This window comes from Microbacterium sp. 05N427, assembly GCF_056397105.1.
This window is the reverse complement of record NZ_JBFTMT010000020.1, coordinates 1-18,020: the sequence shown is the minus strand read 5'-3', so window position 1 is coordinate 18,020 and position 18,020 is coordinate 1. Positions and strand designations below refer to the sequence as shown.

General features: G+C 60.0%; 12 protein-coding genes. 2 read left to right on the top strand and 10 right to left on the bottom strand.

Annotated elements, in window-relative coordinates; all coding sequences use genetic code 11:
* Positions 1-913: 913 nt before the first annotated feature.
* From AC1DG4_RS16750 to AC1DG4_RS16715, 8 genes are all read right to left on the bottom strand, one after another.
* Entirely contained in the window at positions 914-1,621 is a 708-nt protein-coding gene (locus AC1DG4_RS16750; RefSeq protein ID WP_477420455.1) for a hypothetical protein, read from the bottom strand.
* A gap of 608 nt (positions 1,622-2,229) precedes the next feature.
* Complete coding sequence (locus AC1DG4_RS16745) at positions 2,230-4,467, bottom strand: winged helix-turn-helix domain-containing protein (RefSeq protein ID WP_477421361.1); 2,238 nt, start codon at positions 4,465-4,467, stop codon at positions 2,230-2,232.
* A 218-nt stretch (positions 4,468-4,685) separates the two neighbouring features.
* Positions 4,686-5,192, bottom strand: coding sequence for a DUF6993 domain-containing protein (locus AC1DG4_RS16740; protein WP_477421360.1), 507 nt, complete (start codon positions 5,190-5,192; stop codon positions 4,686-4,688).
* Positions 5,193-5,358: 166 nt separating this feature from the next.
* On the bottom strand, positions 5,359-6,093 hold the full coding sequence (locus AC1DG4_RS16735) for a class E sortase (protein WP_477420461.1): 735 nt from the start codon (positions 6,091-6,093) through the stop codon (positions 5,359-5,361).
* Positions 6,094-6,652: 559 nt separating this feature from the next.
* The gene (locus AC1DG4_RS16730; RefSeq protein ID WP_477420463.1) at positions 6,653-8,200 is read right to left on the bottom strand and encodes a helix-turn-helix transcriptional regulator; all 1,548 of its coding nucleotides are present in this window, start codon (positions 8,198-8,200) and stop codon (positions 6,653-6,655) included.
* 1,622 nt (positions 8,201-9,822) lie between these two features.
* The gene (locus AC1DG4_RS16725) at positions 9,823-11,799 is read right to left on the bottom strand and encodes a helix-turn-helix transcriptional regulator (protein ID WP_477420465.1); all 1,977 of its coding nucleotides are present in this window, start codon (positions 11,797-11,799) and stop codon (positions 9,823-9,825) included.
* Positions 11,800-12,167: 368 nt separating this feature from the next.
* A complete protein-coding gene (locus AC1DG4_RS16720) occupies positions 12,168-13,721 on the bottom strand; it encodes a helix-turn-helix transcriptional regulator (protein WP_477420467.1) in 1,554 nt (517 codons plus the stop codon).
* Positions 13,722-14,154: 433 nt separating this feature from the next.
* Positions 14,155-14,559 carry a DUF3566 domain-containing protein gene (locus AC1DG4_RS16715; RefSeq protein ID WP_477421359.1) on the bottom strand — a complete coding sequence of 135 codons (405 nt, stop codon included), beginning with the start codon at positions 14,557-14,559 and terminating at the stop codon, positions 14,155-14,157.
* Positions 14,560-14,874: 315 nt separating this feature from the next.
* Between AC1DG4_RS16715 and AC1DG4_RS16710 the strand changes: the two genes are divergently transcribed.
* Positions 14,875-15,048, top strand: a complete 174-nt coding sequence (locus AC1DG4_RS16710; RefSeq protein ID WP_477420471.1) for a hypothetical protein — start codon at positions 14,875-14,877, stop codon at positions 15,046-15,048.
* Positions 15,049-15,480: 432 nt separating this feature from the next.
* On the opposite strand, the gene AC1DG4_RS16705 is transcribed toward AC1DG4_RS16710, so the two are convergent.
* A complete protein-coding gene (locus AC1DG4_RS16705; RefSeq protein WP_477420473.1) occupies positions 15,481-15,705 on the bottom strand; it encodes a helix-turn-helix domain-containing protein in 225 nt (74 codons plus the stop codon).
* Positions 15,706-15,810: 105 nt separating this feature from the next.
* On the opposite strand from AC1DG4_RS16705, the gene AC1DG4_RS16700 reads away from it, so the two are divergent.
* Complete coding sequence (locus AC1DG4_RS16700) at positions 15,811-16,752, top strand: hypothetical protein (RefSeq protein ID WP_477420475.1); 942 nt, start codon at positions 15,811-15,813, stop codon at positions 16,750-16,752.
* A 68-nt stretch (positions 16,753-16,820) separates the two neighbouring features.
* On the opposite strand, the gene AC1DG4_RS16695 is transcribed toward AC1DG4_RS16700, so the two are convergent.
* Positions 16,821-17,222: a WhiB family transcriptional regulator gene (locus tag AC1DG4_RS16695; RefSeq protein WP_477420477.1), complete on the bottom strand. Its 402-nt coding sequence runs from the start codon at positions 17,220-17,222 to the stop codon at positions 16,821-16,823.
* Positions 17,223-18,020: the final 798 nt, after the last annotated feature.

Sequence of the window (18,020 nt, the reverse complement as noted above, 5' to 3'; positions counted from 1 at the left end):
GGGCCCAGGACTTGAGTGCTGACGCTGGTCATGAGCACTCGGACCATGCCGGCTCGGGGATTGGGCGACGAGTGTCGAATCTGTCTGCGGTGTTGCTCGCCAGCGGTGTTCTTGAGAGGGCGCTCAACGAGCGAGCCGGTGCGCCCGTCGTCGGCCCCGTCCCCACCGAGTCTGCGGATCACGCTTCCAGCGACGTTGGATCCATGCGGCGATGCTGGTCGAGGAGCCGCGCCTCCGCCGCATAGTTGCGGGAATTGTCGAGAAGGTTGATCACGCTCGAGCTCTGCGGCCCTGCCCTGCCCTGCCCTGGACAGAGTGGTCATTGACGAGGTGGCCATCAAAGCTACGCCGGAGTGAACGCATGGACTAGATGCCGAAAAGATTGCCTACCTAGGCATCGTTGAGGCCTCGGGCTCCCTCGTGGCGACGTCGGATCGCCAAGTCGGTGAGGGCTCTTCCTGTCGATACTCGATGGTAGTCCTTGGCGATTCCGCCACGTGGAGACCGCAGCCCGGCTCTAGTTGGCGATCTCCTTGTCGTTGTCCCTGGTCGCGAACGATCGTAGTGCGGCGCCTGGGCGCACGTCGTCACTGATGACAGGTTACGACCCGCACCTCGAGGAGGGCGTCATGACGCAGACCGCACCGCTGTGACCTGAGCCGGCCCGCGCTGGCGCATGCCCTCGGGCACCGCCATCGTCGCGACTATCGCCTTCGCGGGACTCCTCCTCCTGATGAAGCCACGGACAGGCAGATATCGATGTCACGCCCAGCCCCTTCATCGGATCCCCGATGGAGCTTCTTCCCGCTCATTAGGGGATCCATTTGCGGTACTCGATCTGGTCCGGGCCCGTGCAAGCGGGCCCGGACCGACAAAGGGAGAAGGCTCCACGTCGATCAGTTCACGGTAGTCCTCATGGGTGGAATGTCCAGTCGCTACCATAGATTCTATTGTCATCATAACCCGAGTTGCCAGTGTTCAATGCGGCCGTTCGGTTTTCCCACCTCGTCGCCCCATCGCACTGATATGTATTCCGAAGCAAATATGCATGCACGGCCGAGGGCCCCGGACCATTCGGGCCATTATACTCGGGCGGCATCGTCGCAGTGAAGGAGAACTCAGACTCGGCGCCTGGGGCGATGGGGGCTACGCTTGTCCACTTCGCTTCCGCAACGTTTGGCGTGTTGTTTATCCAGTTACCCACCCCGTCGAGATGCCATCCCGTCGGCGCTGCAGTGGCCTGTGGGTCCACCCAAGGGGTGGCGTTCCCCAAAATGACAATCACAATGCTGAGGTCCCCCGCAGGAATGATGGTAGATCCAGTGTTCGTCACCTTGTAAGTCCAGGTGACTCTTGCGTCGTGTGCGAACGCGGTGTTGATTGCACCATTCGAGCCACCCGCGGTCTCGCTGGCTGCGGCGGGGGTGAAGTACGGTGATCCAAGCCCGAGCTCGACACTTCCAAGCGGTACAATCACGCAGGTGGTGCTGGCCGAGGCAAGGGGAACAGCCGCAGTCGCGGCAATCACCGGGATACTCCAAGCAGCGGCTTTTACGACAGTCCGACGTGGGAATGTCGAGGGTACGTCGGCCGCAGCGTAGGGATCATTGATGTCAGTCATCTGTCTTCCTGGTCTTGTATTTAGTGCGGGGTTCTACTGATTTCTAGCAAGACGCGCGCTATCCTTCATCGAATATGTTGCTCTCGCTGACCTGCTGGAGGGAGAATGTCCTAGTTCGCGACCTGGGCGGCCAAAACTGTAACAAAATGCTTCAGGTGCCTCTTTGATGCATTCCTCCCTACGCCTCGATACCATTGATCCACTCCTCCGCGCTCTCGCTGGAACGAGGGCGACCGAACGCGTCGACCGATATCACCGGCCTGGTTCAACGTAGAAGCGTGTCCTCTCCGCAGACCGTCGGTGCCGACAACTTCATACGTCCCGCACCCGAAAGTCACCCGACGTCGATCAGCAGCATCGCCGCCGTGACGCTTTCGCGATCGCGAAGGCCACAGGGTAGGTTCGTTCGCGCCAGCCCTCATCACGCCTTCTCGACATGAGGAACCTTGCCCCTGATCTGCTCTCATCATCGAGGCTCACGAACATGGGCCGCCTGTTCGCCGGCTCGAAGCCGGCCAGGCAACAGTTTGAGGTCGTTCCGGGCTATCCAGTTTTTGCGGCACGGCGATGCCGAACCGCAGTGGGCACGCTCCGACCTCCCTCGCGCCCTATGAGGTGTGGGAGAGGTCGGGGATGCCGCCGAGGAGCTCAAGCTCGAAAGCTGTACGAACGGCCTCTGCTCGCGTCGTGGCTCCGAACTTCCGGAAGATCATCGACATCTGCGTGCCAACGGTATTGGGTGACAGAAAGAGCCGCTGCGCGATCTCAGCGCGCGTCAGATGCGTTTGAAGGTATGGCAGTAGCCTCTGTTCCGCTGCGGTGAGCGCCATAGATCGGTTACGGATCCCCGTTCGCAGCTCGAAATCTTGTAGCGCCTCGCGCATGAACTCGATACGAGCGTCCAACACACCCCGGCCTTCCGGAGGCGGGTTCATGGCGTCAATCTCACTGAGAAGCACCTTCACTGCGTTCCCGTCACCGACCATCAGGTTAGCTCGCGCCAGCAGGAGTCTTGTAGGAATACCCAGCAGTGGCACCGCGCTTCCGCAGCGTTGCCGCTCTGACATACCCCAAGCTAGGTGTCCCATGCCTTCAGAACGACGGCCATCTGCCAACTCCGCGCAGGCCGCTGCGGAGCACGCGTAAGGGACCATCACGTAGTCTTCGATTCCTGCATCTTGAATGGCTCGAAGGACGGTTGCGGTGCGTTCCGCGGCCACCGTCCATTCTCCGGCCTCGATCGCGAGAAACGACAGGTCCGTCTCGCAGATCGCAAGCGACGCAGCGTTGTTTCGCGCATCCGCGACATGCTTCGCGGCTGTGAGCACCTMGATCGCGCGTGTTGTCTGACCTGCGTGAAGCAGCGTGCTGCCTAGTATCTGAAGCGCTGGATCACGCCATGGACTATCAATACCCTCTATGGAGCACGCGAAGTCAGCATCCGAGAGGGCTGCATCAAAGCCGCCCTTCATCGAAATCGCTCGGATCATTGCTTTGGCTGATGCCACATTCATTCCCGCAGCTTCGGCTTCATCGGGAAGGCTTCCGAGCAAAGTGCTCCATTTCTCCGCGTCCTTGTCCGATCCAGCAAGCACCGAGTACCAAGTGATGACGACGACAGCGGCCGGATTCGCCAGTACGCGAGCATCACCGATTTGATCCAACCATCGTCCGAGCCGAGACGCCTGACCAGCCTCATAGGTGCCCAGTCCCACCGCGGTGACGAGCGCGATTGCGAGGTCGAACTCGTTCGCAGCGATGGCATGATCAATGGCTTCGGTGAGCTGGCCCCGTTCCTGGAACCAAACGGCGGCCTTATAGTGAATCGCAGACGCCGCTGTCGGAGAATCGAGGTCAAGTTCGTTTCGAAGGTACTCCTGGAACAGCGGGTGCAGATGATATGTGTGGTGAGCACGGTCCGCGGTGACGAACATCTGCCGAGCTTCGAGTTCACGCAGGATCCTTGCGGAGTCGTCTCGTCCGCGGACGGCATCGCAGAGATCCGGGATGTGGGTTTGAAGGACCGAGGTTCGAAGGAGAAAGTCTCGCGCTTCGCCAGGCAGACCATTCATGCATTCTTGGTAGAGGTAGTCAGCAAGAAGGTCCTCATCCCGGACCGCCGCGAATGGGTTCTCTTCAGCAAGTAGCGCACACATGTGCAACCCAGCTGCCCACCCCTCACATCTCGACACCCATTCGCGCAGTACCGATTCATCAGTGGTGGCGCCGGCCTCTCTTGCGATCAGCGCTGCCCCTTCGACATCAATGCGTAGTTGCTCGATCCCAACATGCGCGGATGACAATGCGAGTCTCCATCGGGCGTACGCCGGGGTGCGGTGTCGTCCTGCGAGGACAACTTGGGAGCCGTCCGGCACCCCTGCCAGCGCAATGCCCAGGGCGTCGACGCTTCGTTCATCGTTGAGAACATGGGTGTCATCGATGAACAGCACGAAAGGTTGCGCTGTATCGGACAGCGCCATCCCGACCGCGGGAGCCATTCTCGACAGGGCATCGCCGCCTGATGCCACGATCTGTTCGAACGCCAAGGAATGCCCCCGATCCAAGCCCGCACATGATCGAGCGACCATCCTGATCAGTTCGGAAGGATCGTCATCCCCAGGTTTCAAGGTGAGCCATGCTGTCTGGCGGTCTTCGCGCTCAGCCCACTCTGCGAGCAGAGATGTCTTGCCGTACCCGGCTGGTGCGACGATGGTCACCATGCGCGACCGAGTGACGCGCAGGTCATCGATCAACTTCGTACGACGAACGTGCTCCGGTTTGAATGCCGGTGCAGTTGTCCTGCTCTCGATGAGGAGGGTGCCCAGTTCGTCCTCTGGTTGAGGCATCATGCAACTCCGTTGTCGCTAGCTCGTGAGTCCAGCGTGCCGCGCCTACCGGCTCGGCACCCTATTAGGCCCCCCGATATATCGTAGTACGCGCAAAGTCGGCTCCGCTCTGTTCGTCGAAGCGTCTTCGATTCGTCACACAGCAGGCTGCGGTGGGCCCCTGAGACGATGCGGGTTTATGGCTCCACGTCGTCGGTACACTTGTCAGCAAACAAGTGCTATCCGATCGCCGCTGTGTGGCCGACAAGGCAGCTCCCATCTGCGAGTACTGGTAGAACAGCAGTCACGGGCTCCCCGGTTGAGGGCCCCACCTGCGCGAGCAGGCACTGGCCATCGATCCAGCGGACAGAGATCATCATGCTCTCCGCAGGGTTACCGACGGTCGAGACGTCGGAAGTCCTTTGCATGTCGGACCGCGGGAATCCGGCAGTGGCGAGCGCATCAACATACGCATCTCCATCTTCTGCCTTATTGGATGCCCACACGTGCTTGACGATCGCCGTGAAGAACGGCAAGTTTTCGCTGGATGTTCCTTCCGGGTGAAGGCTGACCGGTGGTGGTTCACTCGGCGCCTGAGTGGGCGTCTGCGTTTGGGGCTGAGGCCCAGACTGTGTTGACGGAAACGGCGGCGGAGGGTCTGCTGCCGTGCATCCATTCGCCGCTCCGATGATCAGAATCGCTAACGCGACGGGTGCGACCACCCGGTTACGACGTCTGATCTTCATGGCGTGGGCAATGGCGTTAGTCCGACATCGTCGGGAGTGAAGTAGGCGGCAGCCCATGGAAAGGCAAAGGCATAGAGGCAGTAGAGAACCACTGCCAGAAGCAGCACGGTCAGGATAAGCTTCAACGGCCATAGGCCAGGCAGAGCTCGCCAAAGCGCGGCGTACATCACTGCACCGGGTCTTTCAGCGAGGACGGCAGGCCTAATGCGCGCGGTTGGAAGCTATCGAACACCCCGAATGCAACGATACGCTCTGCCATCGAGTACATCGGTGAACACGCGGTCATCGTGATGTAGGTGCCATTCGGTGATGCCACTGCCTGCTGAGGCACAGGGTTCAGGACCTCAACGCTGTCGGGCGTAACATATTCCAGTGTACGGAATCGGTATGTATACCAGCCTTGCGCAGTCTCAATCACGATCGCGTCATTGATCCGCAGCTTGTCAAGCTGATTGAACGGCTTGCCCCATGTCGTCCGATGGGCTGCCATAGTGAAGTTGCCTGGCTGCCCCGGCATCCCCGACCCTGGATAGACGCCGATCCAGCCATGATCAAGTGTGTCCGCTTTGGTCACGCCGCCGGCTATCTGCACGTTGTAGTCGCTACCCCAGCGCGGCACGTGCATCTGCGCACCCCACGGAATACCATTTTCAGGCGGAATCATTGCTGGTGGCGAGTATTGAAGGGGCTCAACYGCAGAGCCTCGAGTCGACTCGCCTGCGGAACTGGCCTTGCTAACGATGGGAGGTAGGGCGGGAGCCTGACCTTGGGCCCATTTCTCACTGATCGACTTTCCCTGACTATTGGCGGCGGCGCTCATGAGCGCGTCACCGATCCAAAGTTGCCACGACAGGAAGAGGATCGCGATAACGCCGACGGTGAGCAGAATCTCGCCAATCACGCTTCTTACCGACGCCCGGCGATGGGTCGTTGCGTGGGCAATACTCATAGTCGCGACCGCATCCCCTTTGTGACGCTGCTTTCCCCTCGAAAGACACTAACGCTCGCCGAACCGGCATCAGATCATTGCCCCAATATCACCCGAAGATCACCCTGTTGAACCCAGCATCAGAACGCAGCGGTCCGGAGATCTCATCCTCGAGAAGCCCGAGCATCACCTTGACGCGCACCAGCTCTTGACGAAGGAGGACCTTGCAAACGGATACCATCTCGACATGAGACCTTCTCGCGCTCCCCGACCTAGCGCCGCCCTCCCCAAACGAGGCAACTCGCTCGTGAGCATTTCAGCTGTTGACGAGAACGGTTTTGTTATCCAGTACGACAGAGTCGAATTGCCCAATCATGCGCTGAAGTCCGCTATTGTGGCGATTCATCGCGAAGCAAGAAATGACATCCATCTCCGCGGCATTCTCGGCCACTAGGAACAGGCAGCCACCGCAGTGGGGCGGCCGCCGCGTATAGGGAGGCCGCCCGCGAGTGGGGTGTTGAGCCGATGTCGATCATTCCAAGAGGTTCAGCCGGGCCGCTCGAGCGACTGCGTCCATCCGGTTGGTGGCGCCCAGCTTCCGATAAACGGCGGACAGCTGCGTCTTGATGGTGTTGGGGGACAGGAAGAGCGCTTCGGCAATCTGYACGGTTGTCAGATCTTCACGGAGAGCCCGCAGGGCCTTCAGCTCTCCGGGGGTGAGTTTCGGGCGGGCAACGCCTTCGGGTGCGGAGTGAAGGTCTGAGACTGCTTCGCAAAACCGTGCCCCCTCGGATGCGTTCAGCCGTGACGTCATCGTGGCGAGCACCGAGGCAGGTACGTGGGCGAAGATTCTCCGACGTTGGCGGGTGGTCGCGATCTGGAGGATCGTTCGCGCATGCCCCTCGTCAATGGTCCCCTCGATCGCGATGTTGCTCCACGCTTGCAGCACGATCGCCTCGTCCCGTTCGGCAGCAGATATCACCGATGACGCACAAAGGGCGCGGCACTCTCGTGCTGCCTTCACTATGTCGGCGCTTTGCAAGAGCACTCTGATGCGGGCCAAGCGACTAAGAACCATTCGTGGGTTAATGTCCCGGCATGCCGCGGCCGCGCTACCTATTTCCCCGAGTGCGACGAACGAGTCAACGGTTATCGAGGTTCTGATGTCGTCGGCTAGGGAGCCGCTCTGCCAGACGTGTGTGTCGAATGCGAGGGTGACGGCGTCAAGCGCGTCGATTGGATTACCGCGGGCAAGTTCGAAGCGCGAACGTGCCAGCGTCATGAATGGCCATAGCTCGTCTGCGGTGTCAAAGGGTTCGAGTGCTTCGACTCGTTCCTCGGCGCCTGGGCTGTGCTTCTCTACCTCGATCATCGCATCCGCTGTGCGTTCAGTGCGCTCCAGTGACTTGGCGAAGAACGGGGGCGCGTAGGGCAACTCACGTGACCTTGCGAGGTCGATCTCTGCGAGATGAATCGAGCCTTTGAAGGCATGCGCGACCGCTAGTTTGCCTGCGGCGTCCCGCTGTACGTGGTTTTGCCCGTCATGCTCGGCAAGTTGACGGGCGATGCTGAGGGTTTTGAGAGCCTTGTCGACTCGGCCCGCAAGCAGAAACGTGAGGCCGGCTTGAAAGAGGAACAGCGGCACCGGGCCGTCGTCCTTCTGCCGCGACGGACGTGGATTGAGGATTCGCTCTTCCACGCGCGCGGCCAGCTCGCCCGCCGAGGTCACGTCGCCTCTCAGTCGTCGAGCGACCATCTGCGTCGTGAGTTTCTCGTCGATCTGCGCGTCGGTGAGCGCACTCTGTTTCAGTATGGTGCCCCGGTTCGATGTGTCTTGGCCCACATGTACTCGAGCGAGCGTGGAGGCTACGGGATGCACAAGAAACAGGACGTCGTCTTGATGGATACCGCCGATTGGTATCCGCTCAAGGGCGATGCTCAAAAGCTCGTAGTCGTGGACGAGAAGAGTCCACGCGTGCTCACTTGCTACGGCGGCAATCAGGTCGTCTTGCCCGCTGGCAAGCGCGTCTTTCAGCTGCCTTCGCGCGGTTTCGAGGTCTTTGAGAACTTGGATGGGCACGGTGTTGTCCTCTCACCACCCGCCTGCGGGTTCGACGGATGAGGGTAGGGGTCGTGCGCTTCGGGTGGCACGACTCCGTTGCGAGATCCGCTCCTGCTTCAACCCAGGTTTGGAGCGTTCCCGCTACTCCGCGCTCCCCTTGAACGCGGCGAACCCAAGCTAGGCCTCCTACTCAGATCGGGCATCACCTGATTCAGGCCAAATTGGTGTCACCTGAGGAGTTGGATCGCCCCTGCCTACGCAGCAACTGATACCTGTCCACCGCGCCGGGAGAGGAGCAGCAGTGCTCCCTCACCGAGATAGTGTTTGCGACCCAGGCCGCCACGCCGCGCTTCATGAGTGCTGTACAAGCCGCGAAGGGAGGTCTTGCGTGGAGCTCCATCGGTCATTGGAGAGCCCCGAGCCGCGAACTGCCGGGGAGGGAATGCAGCGGCTCGGGGCCCTCTTGACTTTCACCGTGGAACACTGAGTTCCCGAAATTGACGTTACTTCGTCCGGGAGCGCGGGCAAGGAACGACATCGAAGTTCACCTTCCAATCACCCATTGAAGCTCTGGCCGCCACCCTAGATCTAGCTCGACTTCGTGAAGTCTGTCTGGTCGTGTTGGAAACTCAGGGGATGACACAATCACACATCGGTGGACAGCTACCTCAACTGCTCGCCCGAGGCCACGGACGCATGGTCACGACCAGCCCCAGAGCCGAAACTCTAGGAGCCTTGGACGGCTGTAACGGCGAACACGCCGGACGAGCTCATAGCCCACGATGCGATGGGTGCGCATCGAAACCAAGATGGCGCCGCCTGGACGGTACCCGCGTTCTTCCACGCCCAGGCGAAGCACCTCACGGCCAAGCGCATCGATATCGCAATTGAGTACTTGGATGTCTTCACATGTCAGGATCTGAACCAGCAGGTGACGGTGCTGTTCGTCTGTCAGGGTCCAGTGGTTGAAGATCTCGGCAATCGATCGAAGAAGGGCTTGAGGTTCCAGCTGGCCCGAGACACCATACTGCCTCAGGAGTCGACGTGCGTCGTCGGCGGTGTCTCCTGGAGCTGGGAACGTCGGCAAGCCAGTTCCAGGTCCGTCGTGCGAGGAACCAGTTACTGGCCTGCCTGATATAGGCGATTCGAGCACAGCCTTTCCCCACCTCGATGTGAGTTGCCCTCCCTGATAGATACGCAAGCGCATCGACCGGTTTGGCTGCCAATCCACTGCCAGGAATTGAACCGGACGTGTCCCCGTCGGCGAACTTCGCCATGACAGTACCCGCGCAGCACGTAGAGGCTCGGTGGCGCTTGCATGCTCAAGGGATGTGATCAAGAGATTTGAGTGCTCACCCAAGAACGTCACTCCTTAGCTGTGGCCCATGTCGTCTCGATGAGGTCCCTGCATGCCGCTTGGCGGCAGGTCCATGAATCGCTCGGTGTTGTGCCTAGCTGGAACCGTGTTGGCAGCATGGTGCGAAACGCGAAGATGCGTACACCCACGACAGTCCTGGGGACTCACAGCGATCAACGTTAGCCACGTCCGGTGCGGCCAGCTGGCGCGTGCGAAATGTCACCCGATTGTCACCCGTCTCTGCCCGATTGGTTGCTGCCATACGGGGCTGGTCGAGCGTGGTTCAACCGCCAAGCATCCCGTGCTGTTTGGCCTTTTCGACGGCTGAAGAACGCGTCCTGACGTCCAACTTCCTATAGATGGATGCCATCTGCGTGCTCACGGCGGTACGAGAAAGGCGGAGACGGCCGGCGATTTGATCGAGTGTGAGATGCGTCTGGAGGTAAGGCATGAGGCGGAGCTCTTGGGGATCTAGCGGTGCTCCACCATCGTCTGGCGTGCATTCCACCAGAACGTCCATCAGCGTTCTGACGTCGTCTCGAAGTGTGCCGAGTTGAGGCCGGTATTGCAGGATTCCGACGATCTCGTCGAGCATCGCGTGCGCAGCGGCTACATTGCCTAGACCGATGAGCGCGTACGCGAGATGGAGCCTGACCTGCACCGCCAGAACAGGCAGTAGAAAGGTCGTTCGCTCGCGTACGCGCATGCTGTGCTGGATGAGCTCGTCCGCGTGCGCGCCTCGCTGAACGGCGATCCGAGCAGCGATCGCCATCGGAAGTGCGCTCAGGCCATAGCCATTCATGTCATGGCTCGCCACTGTCCCGATAGCTACTGCGACATGGTCTCGAGCAGCGTCCCAATCCTCACGAGCGATGGCGAGCATCGAAAGATCAGATGATGCGAGAAGAACGACGTAGGCGTTGTCCATGCGGCCGGCGACCGAAAGTGCTTTCTCAAACGCCAATTGAGCCGCATCCGAATCACCGGATAGCTGCAACATCACGCCGTGCAGATGGATCGCCTGGTCACGCCAAGCGCTTGTCTCAGGTTCATAGGCAGCAGCGAAGGCCGCGGCTTCAAGCCCCGCTTCAATCGATTCGATACGTGTTGCTGCCCTTAGCATCGCCCGCTGAGAGCGGAGCGCGGCCACTTCGATCCCCGTCGAGTCTCCCACCACTTCCGAGAGAATGGTCGCCCGCCGCCGTGCATTGTCGACATCTCCTTCAAGGATCGCCACCCAGACCGCAACCACCGTTGTCCACGGTGACTCTCGCAGAACTCGATCGCTCAGACGCGCGAGCCACCGTTCGAGCCGCGCGACCTCGCCGCGTTGGTACGCACGCAGCGCAGTCTTCGCTACGAGCCTCGCAGCGAACACATCCTCACCAGCCTGCAGGGCGTGCTCGATCGCGACGGCGTACTCCGCTCGTGCAGCGAACCAGCCGGCAGCGCGAAGATGGAGCTTGTCCGCCGATTGTGGGTCGTTGAACATGAGCTCTTCGAGAAGGAACGTACGAAACGCATCCTGGCACTGGAAGACCTCGTCTTCACCGCACACTGGAGTAACGAAAAAGCCGCGTTCGCTGGCCTCCTTCAACCACCTCGACGATTCTGTTGACTCCAACAAAAAGTCGCATACGTCGGTGTACAGCTTCGTGAGGACAGCTGTACGCATGAGGAACATCTGACAGCCTTCAGGCAAACCCTCCAGATACGAGCGGAAGAGATAGCCTGCAACCTCTCCCCCACCGTCCTCGGGGTCGCTCGCCTGCCCCTTCGCCTCGAGCAGCGCACGTAGAAAGATGCCCGCGGGCCAACCGTTGCACTGGGACACCCACCCGTCAAGGATTCCCTCAGAAACGACAAGGCCATGGCTCTCGGCAACTACTCGCGCACCCGCCCTGTCAAGTTGCAAGTCAAAGAAGCGCATGTCGAACGTGCGCCCCTCGTGTCTTTGCCGGCTCAAAAAGGCCAGCTCACTCTCACTTGCGAGAACAAACTTGGATCCTTCAGGGACCGAATCCAAGATGATATCAAGTAGATCAGCGCAGCCTGGATCCCTGAGAACGTGAACGTCGTCCACAAAGATGGAGAAGCTCTGATCCGCTCGCCTGAATGCGGCCGCGAGCAAGGGCGCTCCAACGCCGAGTGGATCCGAAGCGCCGTCAATCAAGAGAGACGACGATTGCATCGCGGAGCCTGTCGCTCCCACGAACACTGATACGAGGATGCTGAGTAGGCCCGCTGGGTCGTCATCCACGGGCTCAAGGCGAACCCAGCCACGCGAATGAGGTTCGGACTCATACCACTCTGAAAGCAGAGTTGACTTGCCGAAACCAACAGGAGCTACAACTGTCACGATCTGCGCGCCTGATGCATTCGCTCTGGCGATGCATCGAGACCGAGATACATGCCCGGCGCGCTTCCTCGGAGGACAGAACTTGGCATCAAACATCACGGCACATCTCGCACAGGATGATAAAGGCCGATGTCTCGTTCATGTCCATGCCCTGTCCTTTTACCTTGGTTACGCGGATTCACTACTATCTCAGCAAGCCAAACGCAAGTCAAAGCTCGAGTTGAGCCCCAACCGTACTTCACCTACTCCTTCGCGGCTTTGCAGATCTTCTAAACAACGGGAATTAGGTTCATCCGTGTTGCCGTTGCAACGGCGTCACTTCGGTTGTTGACACCCAGTTTTCGGTAGATCGAGGCCAACTGCGTCTTCACCGTGTTTGGAGACAGAAACAGCACATTCGCGATCTGCGCAGTAGTCTCGTACTGCCCTATCACCGCCAACAACTTCGCCTCACTAGGCGTGAATTTAGGCCTACTCGGGAGTTCATGGCCGAACCTGGTCCCAGCCACGCTTGATCGAAAGTCTATTGCCAAGTTCTCGGGAAGCGCAGCCGCTACCGAATCGATCAACGTTGCCGGAACTGTCGTGAATATACGTTGATGTTGTGCCCCGTCCGCGATTTGAGCGATCATGCGGGCCGCACTTTCGTCAACTGAACCGTCGATTTCAACGCTAATCCAAGCAAGCAGTGTCATCGCTTCCATCCGCACTGCAGTGCCAACATCGCGAGCACTACTTAACGCCCTGCAACTGCGAGCCGCTCTCGCAAGATCACCGCTGTGGATCATAACGCGGATATCAGAAAGCCGACTCAGCTGCATCGCGGCAGTCATCTCACTACAGATCTCCCCTGCGGCGCCCGGCTCCCCCAGAGCAAGAAAAGCATCAGCCGTAAGTGCGATCCGTATGTCATCGGCGATTGTTCCCGCTTGCCACCTATGCGTATCGAAAGCAATTGTCAGAGAATCTAGTGCGTCAGCCGGTCGCGAGCGAGCAAGATCAAGGCGGGCGCGAGCGAGCGCGACAAACGGCCAAAGCTCGTCTGGCGTGTCTAGCGGCTCAAGAGCATCAACGACACTATCCGCGATCGGCGACATCTTCTCGACCTGAATGAGAGAATCAGCGATCTTCTCAGAGGTTTCCATGGAACCAGCGAAGAACAAAGGCGCCAACGGGAGCGATCTGGAACGATGCAGCTCCCGTTCAGCTTGCTCGATGGAGCCACGGAACGCATGTGCGATCGCTGCCTTTGCCGACGCATCCCGCTGAACGTGGTTCTCCGTGTCCAACTCTGCAAGTTGTCGAGCAGTGCTGAAGCAAGACAGCGCCCGGTCGATCTGCCCATTCAGAAGATATGTGAGACCGATTTGAAAGCGATACTGGGGAACAGGCCATGCCCCGCGAGGAGCCGCCGGACGCTTTGACGAGACTAGCCGCTCATCCAATCGAGCAGCTATCTCAGTTGCCGCGTGTATATCTCCGTTCAACCGTCTCGATATCGTTTGCGTAAACTGATATTCGTCAAGCTCACGATCGGTCATGCTCTCGAGATCGAGAATGCTCTGACCTGGTACGACCTGAGGATTTGCTCGCGACATCGCAGCCGCCATCGGATGAACAAGCTTTAGAACGTCATGCCGCTCGAGCACCCTTATCGGCATTGTCTCGAACGCGTCAAGAAGCCGATCATAGTGGTGGGTCGTCAACACCCAGACATACTTCTCGGCAACCACGCCAATTCGATCACCGTCGCCGGCATCAATGGCCGAGTTGAGCTCAAACAGAGCTTCGTTCGGATCATACGGATCATCATCATCCACCATTCAGGTTCCTCCCCATCCTGCTTAGTGCGCTGCAGACAAAGCGAACGCTCCCTCTGACTGGTGAGCCTCAGCGTCTCGCCTAAGCATGGCCAGCACGCCTCCCCCGAGGTTGCACTGGCTCACTCCGCGACCCTACGGGTCCGCACCGGTGACATGGGGGATCTGCGCGGGTGATCTAGAGGTGATCCGAGAACTAGCTGACCGGCGATGTTGCATCAAGTCAGCCAGACGCCTACCGCGGTCTGGTGGAGTCTTACCAAGCGCGTTGCCTGTTACCCAGAGCAGTTGCAACCGCGGGCACACTAGTTTTTTTGTCTCGTGTGCCTAATGCGGTGCGATGGCGTTCCAGATCGCCTGACCGCAGCAGAGAGCGGACCCCGTCCCGGGTCCGCTCTCTGCATTTGATGTTCTCGCTTTCCTACCGCTTCGGTGTTCAGATCTTCTCTCGACTACTGCCGTAGCGCGCGAATCGCACAGGAAGTCCGCCTGTTGATGACCCAAAGAACCGCAGTGCGACCCAACCAATGACACCGCAGACAAGAGCAGCCGCGAGTTCGCCTGCTCCGGTGAGGGCTCCGATCCCAACGAACACAAACAAGGATCTGTCGCTCATGAGATCTGCGGGTTCACCGCTAAGCGTGGTGAACAGTTGATCGAGCGCCTGAAGAAGCCCGGTGGCGCGGAAGAGAAGATAGGCGAGCACCGTGCAGGTGATCGTTGCTGCCGCCGCTGCCACGCCAGCCGTCGCTGCCATCGCTACAACTGAACGAAAGCCGACGTGGTCAACACGGAACCTAAGGTCAGACTGCGGTGGAACCGAACTGGCTTTCGCTATCATCATTCCTAGGCCCTTTCACAGTTGACGACCACTCATTCCCCCGCTTAGGCAGAACCGGAACGCAGATGAGTGCTCCCCAATCGTGAACTGATCTTTAGTCAGAATCTTCTCCAGTTTTGCGTTACGGCAATTTCTCACCCGCCCACCACCCGCGTCTAACTCGCCTCTCGCTCAGCGGATCTCGGCTGAGCGACATTGCTTCTGTTCGAATCCATGCGAACTTGATCGGGTCTAGGTCGGGTCTCACTGGTTCCTCGGGCTCGCGCAGGCGGTTCTCCGGCGCGGTCAACGCCGTGGGGCGCATGCGCTACATTCGTGCTGATCCTGCTCCGCACCCTCGGCGTCTCCGGTGTTTTCGGCGACACGTTCACGAACAACGCGAAGTGGACACCTGTCGGCGCCCTGATGACGCTGTTCACCGCGGTGCAGAGCACGGCCGCGTGGACGAGCGACGACGGTGCACCATCGTCCCGATCGGCGCCTACCTGATCGTGTTCGCCGGGATCGGGATCCGCCGATTCCCAGCAGCCCGGTCTCGTCCCGCCATGGCGCTGCCATCGCACTCGATGGCCGTATTGTGCAGATGGAGTTTGGCGGTACGCCTCGCGTCATTCCTCAAGACGTTGGGTCAAGGCGCGCTCAAGGACAGCGGTTTCAGCGCGCAAGAGTCGTACTCTCGGTAGAACGACTGCGCCGCCTGCGCAATGACCAGATGAAGTTGCGGTCTTGACCCGAGCGATCGACGCGGAGGCGTCCGAAGGGATCAATGGAGATTCAGGTGAGTCCGCCTTCACCACACGCACGGTGCAGCTCTCAGCAAGCGGCCAGCCCTGGTCGCATCCCCGGCGTTTGCAGCCCCCCCTAAGTCACAGCTCCAGGCGAGCGCTCAACACCCCGCAACCGCAACGCTGAAATGCCGGGTCAGCCGATCGGCTTCAGCAACTCCACGGGGTCCACTCCCAGTCGATGCGCGAGGACGGCAAGAGTCTTGAGCGTGACGTTCTGTTCCGCTCGCTCGATTGAGCCCAAGTAGGCCCGATGCAGCTCGAGCTCGTGCGCGAAGTTCTCCTGGGACAACCCACGTTCAAGACGAATCCGGTGTACGTGCACGGCAAGGCGGCGGAGAATCTCGTCGGAACCGGGCACATGTCAACGCTTCACCTTCCCTGGATGTGAGTCCACCAGCCGAAAGTTTCATATGCTATTGATGACTAGCAAGAGCAACTCTCCGATGGCAATCCAGGGGCAGCCGTGGTCGAATCCGAGCATCATCGAAACATCCGCAAGACGCGCGAAGCGGCCGAGCGAACCATGCATGAAGCCGCCCGCGCCACCGAATGGCAACGCGAAGGAGCGCATCAGCTACAGCGAGCGGCCCGCGCCGCGGAAGAATCCGCCTCAGCTCAACGACAAACGCGAGATCTGCAAGAGCAAGCACTTCAGGAGCAACGGCGCGCGACGTTCGCGTTGTGGAGACAGACGCCCGACGGAGAAGCTTTCAACGCGTGGATGGTTCGTGCGCTCGACCACGCTGATGCGTACGACCGGAAGACATCGGAGTTCGAAGCGGTCTGGAAGGCCGAACGTCAACGAGCATTCGACGCCATCACCGAAGACGAGCAACGGCGGTTCGCGACAGGCGTCCACTTGGACGGCAAGCCCACGTTTGCCTTTCGCGCCACATCGTCGGTGTACCTAGGCGCGGTTGTGTTGGTCGTCGTGGCAGCGATCCTCTTCCTAATCATGGGTGTTGGGGCGCTCTTCGGCAGAGGCCACCCTTGGTTCGGTCTCGAATGGCCGGTAGTCCCTCTTGCCCTCGGGCTTGTCCTCATTGTTTGGGGGAAGGTTCTCTCACTGCGGCATCCCGAATGGCGCGACGAGGACCATGCCAAGCTGGGAGAGCTCGAACGTTGGAAGTATTTGAATGACCAGGCTGGCAAAGCTGCAGCTGAGGAACGGGTCACCCGGTTCGGATTCGATCCACTGGCGGATCCCTCATGGCGACCAGAGCCCTGGACGGCGGACTCACCCCCACGGGACTGGGTGAACAGCTTTATCGTGGATGCCGTGACGCAGTTACCGTCGGCCAGGGAACTTCCTCCCCTCGTAGCCCCAAAAGTACGTGACGTCGCTTCAGAACGGGTTCCTCGTTTGCGGTCCGAACTTCGCAAGCTCGAAGAGGGTTCGCGCTGAGGGCAACAGGCCCACGACTGAGCCGGGTGGCCGCGCCTTGCCGGTGCCCGGGGAGGACATGAGTTGTCCTATTGCGTCAACTCCGCCGTCGAGATGCGGAGAATCGTGCGTTCGCTGAGACCGTATCTTGATGCCAACGCGTTGGTTGAAAGCCCTGACTCCTTCAAGTGCCGGATGCTTGAGTCGCGGGCAGATCTCCTATCCCGCAGAGTGTCCAAGGCCCTGCCCCGGTCGACCAGTTCCCTGGTATGGCGATCTCGCTCCTCTACCGACAGGCCGCCCCAGACCCCGAATCGTTCGTTGTTGCCCAACGCCCATGCCAAGCACGCCAAACGTGTAGCACAAGTTCCGCACAACGCCTTTGCTTGAGCGATCTTGCTTGGACGCTCAGAGAAGAAGAGTGCTGGGTTCGCATCGCCGCATGCGACTGAAACGAAGTCTGACAAAGGGTCGGGCCGATCACCTGTCATCTCTTCCGCTCACAGTTTCCAGGACTGCGCCGCCCCGAGCGGACGCCGCTCGTGTCCGTTTTCATCAGGCGCCCAGATGACGCAAGGCCATCGATTACGTCGTCACTCACCTAGCTACCCCTCAAGTTGGCGAATCGGAACCTAACACGAACGGAGGCCATCTCGGCAAGTTCGCATATATCGGTTAGCGTCAGCCGGGTTTGTTGCGTACAGGTCTGGTGCAGGTCCGCATCGGAGACCGTGCCATGCGTGAAGGGAGGCTCATCGTCGGCCTTCTGCGAACCGCCTTCCGCAGGCCCGCCTCAACGACAGAGCATCCGCTTCACACCCGAACTTCACCCGGCAGACCGGGGCCTTTCGCCACCCGTTCCGTCATATTTGGGTGGGCGGCTGTCTTTGTCTTGTTACAGCCAGTGGCGGTTTGTGTGGGTGAGTGGAGTGATCGGAGTGAGTGGATGGGTTGGTTCGCGGCGCATAGCAATTTGCCCGGCGTTACCCGCCACCGGGGCGTGCGGGGCCGGGTAGGGGCTGGTTTGGTCGTCGTTGGTCTCGCCGTCCTGGTGGCGGTCGCGGGTGCGGCGCCGGCATCGGCAGGGGTTCGTTTCGGGCCCTCGTCGGTGACACGTTGCGATAAGTTGCCGGGTGTGAGGGGGTGTTTCACTGCGACGGGGACAGTGACGGACCTGACCACAGGCGCAGCCCCGGGAAATGGGAAGCCAGTGTACCCGGGGGATATCATCCGGTTCGAGTACACGATCACCAACAACAGCGACACCGACATCTGGCCAGTGAGCATCA

Coding starts and splice junctions, on each gene's coding strand:
- AC1DG4_RS16720 (WP_477420467.1), bottom strand. CDS start 13,721: ATGGTGGATGATGATGATCCGTATGATCCGAACGAAGCTCTGTTTGAG.
- AC1DG4_RS16695 (WP_477420477.1), bottom strand. CDS start 17,222: ATGACAGGTGATCGGCCCGACCCTTTGTCAGACTTCGTTTCAGTCGCA.
- AC1DG4_RS16740 (WP_477421360.1), bottom strand. CDS start 5,192: ATGAAGATCAGACGTCGTAACCGGGTGGTCGCACCCGTCGCGTTAGCG.
- AC1DG4_RS16715 (WP_477421359.1), bottom strand. CDS start 14,559: ATGATAGCGAAAGCCAGTTCGGTTCCACCGCAGTCTGACCTTAGGTTC.
- AC1DG4_RS16750 (WP_477420455.1), bottom strand. CDS start 1,621: ATGACTGACATCAATGATCCCTACGCTGCGGCCGACGTACCCTCGACA.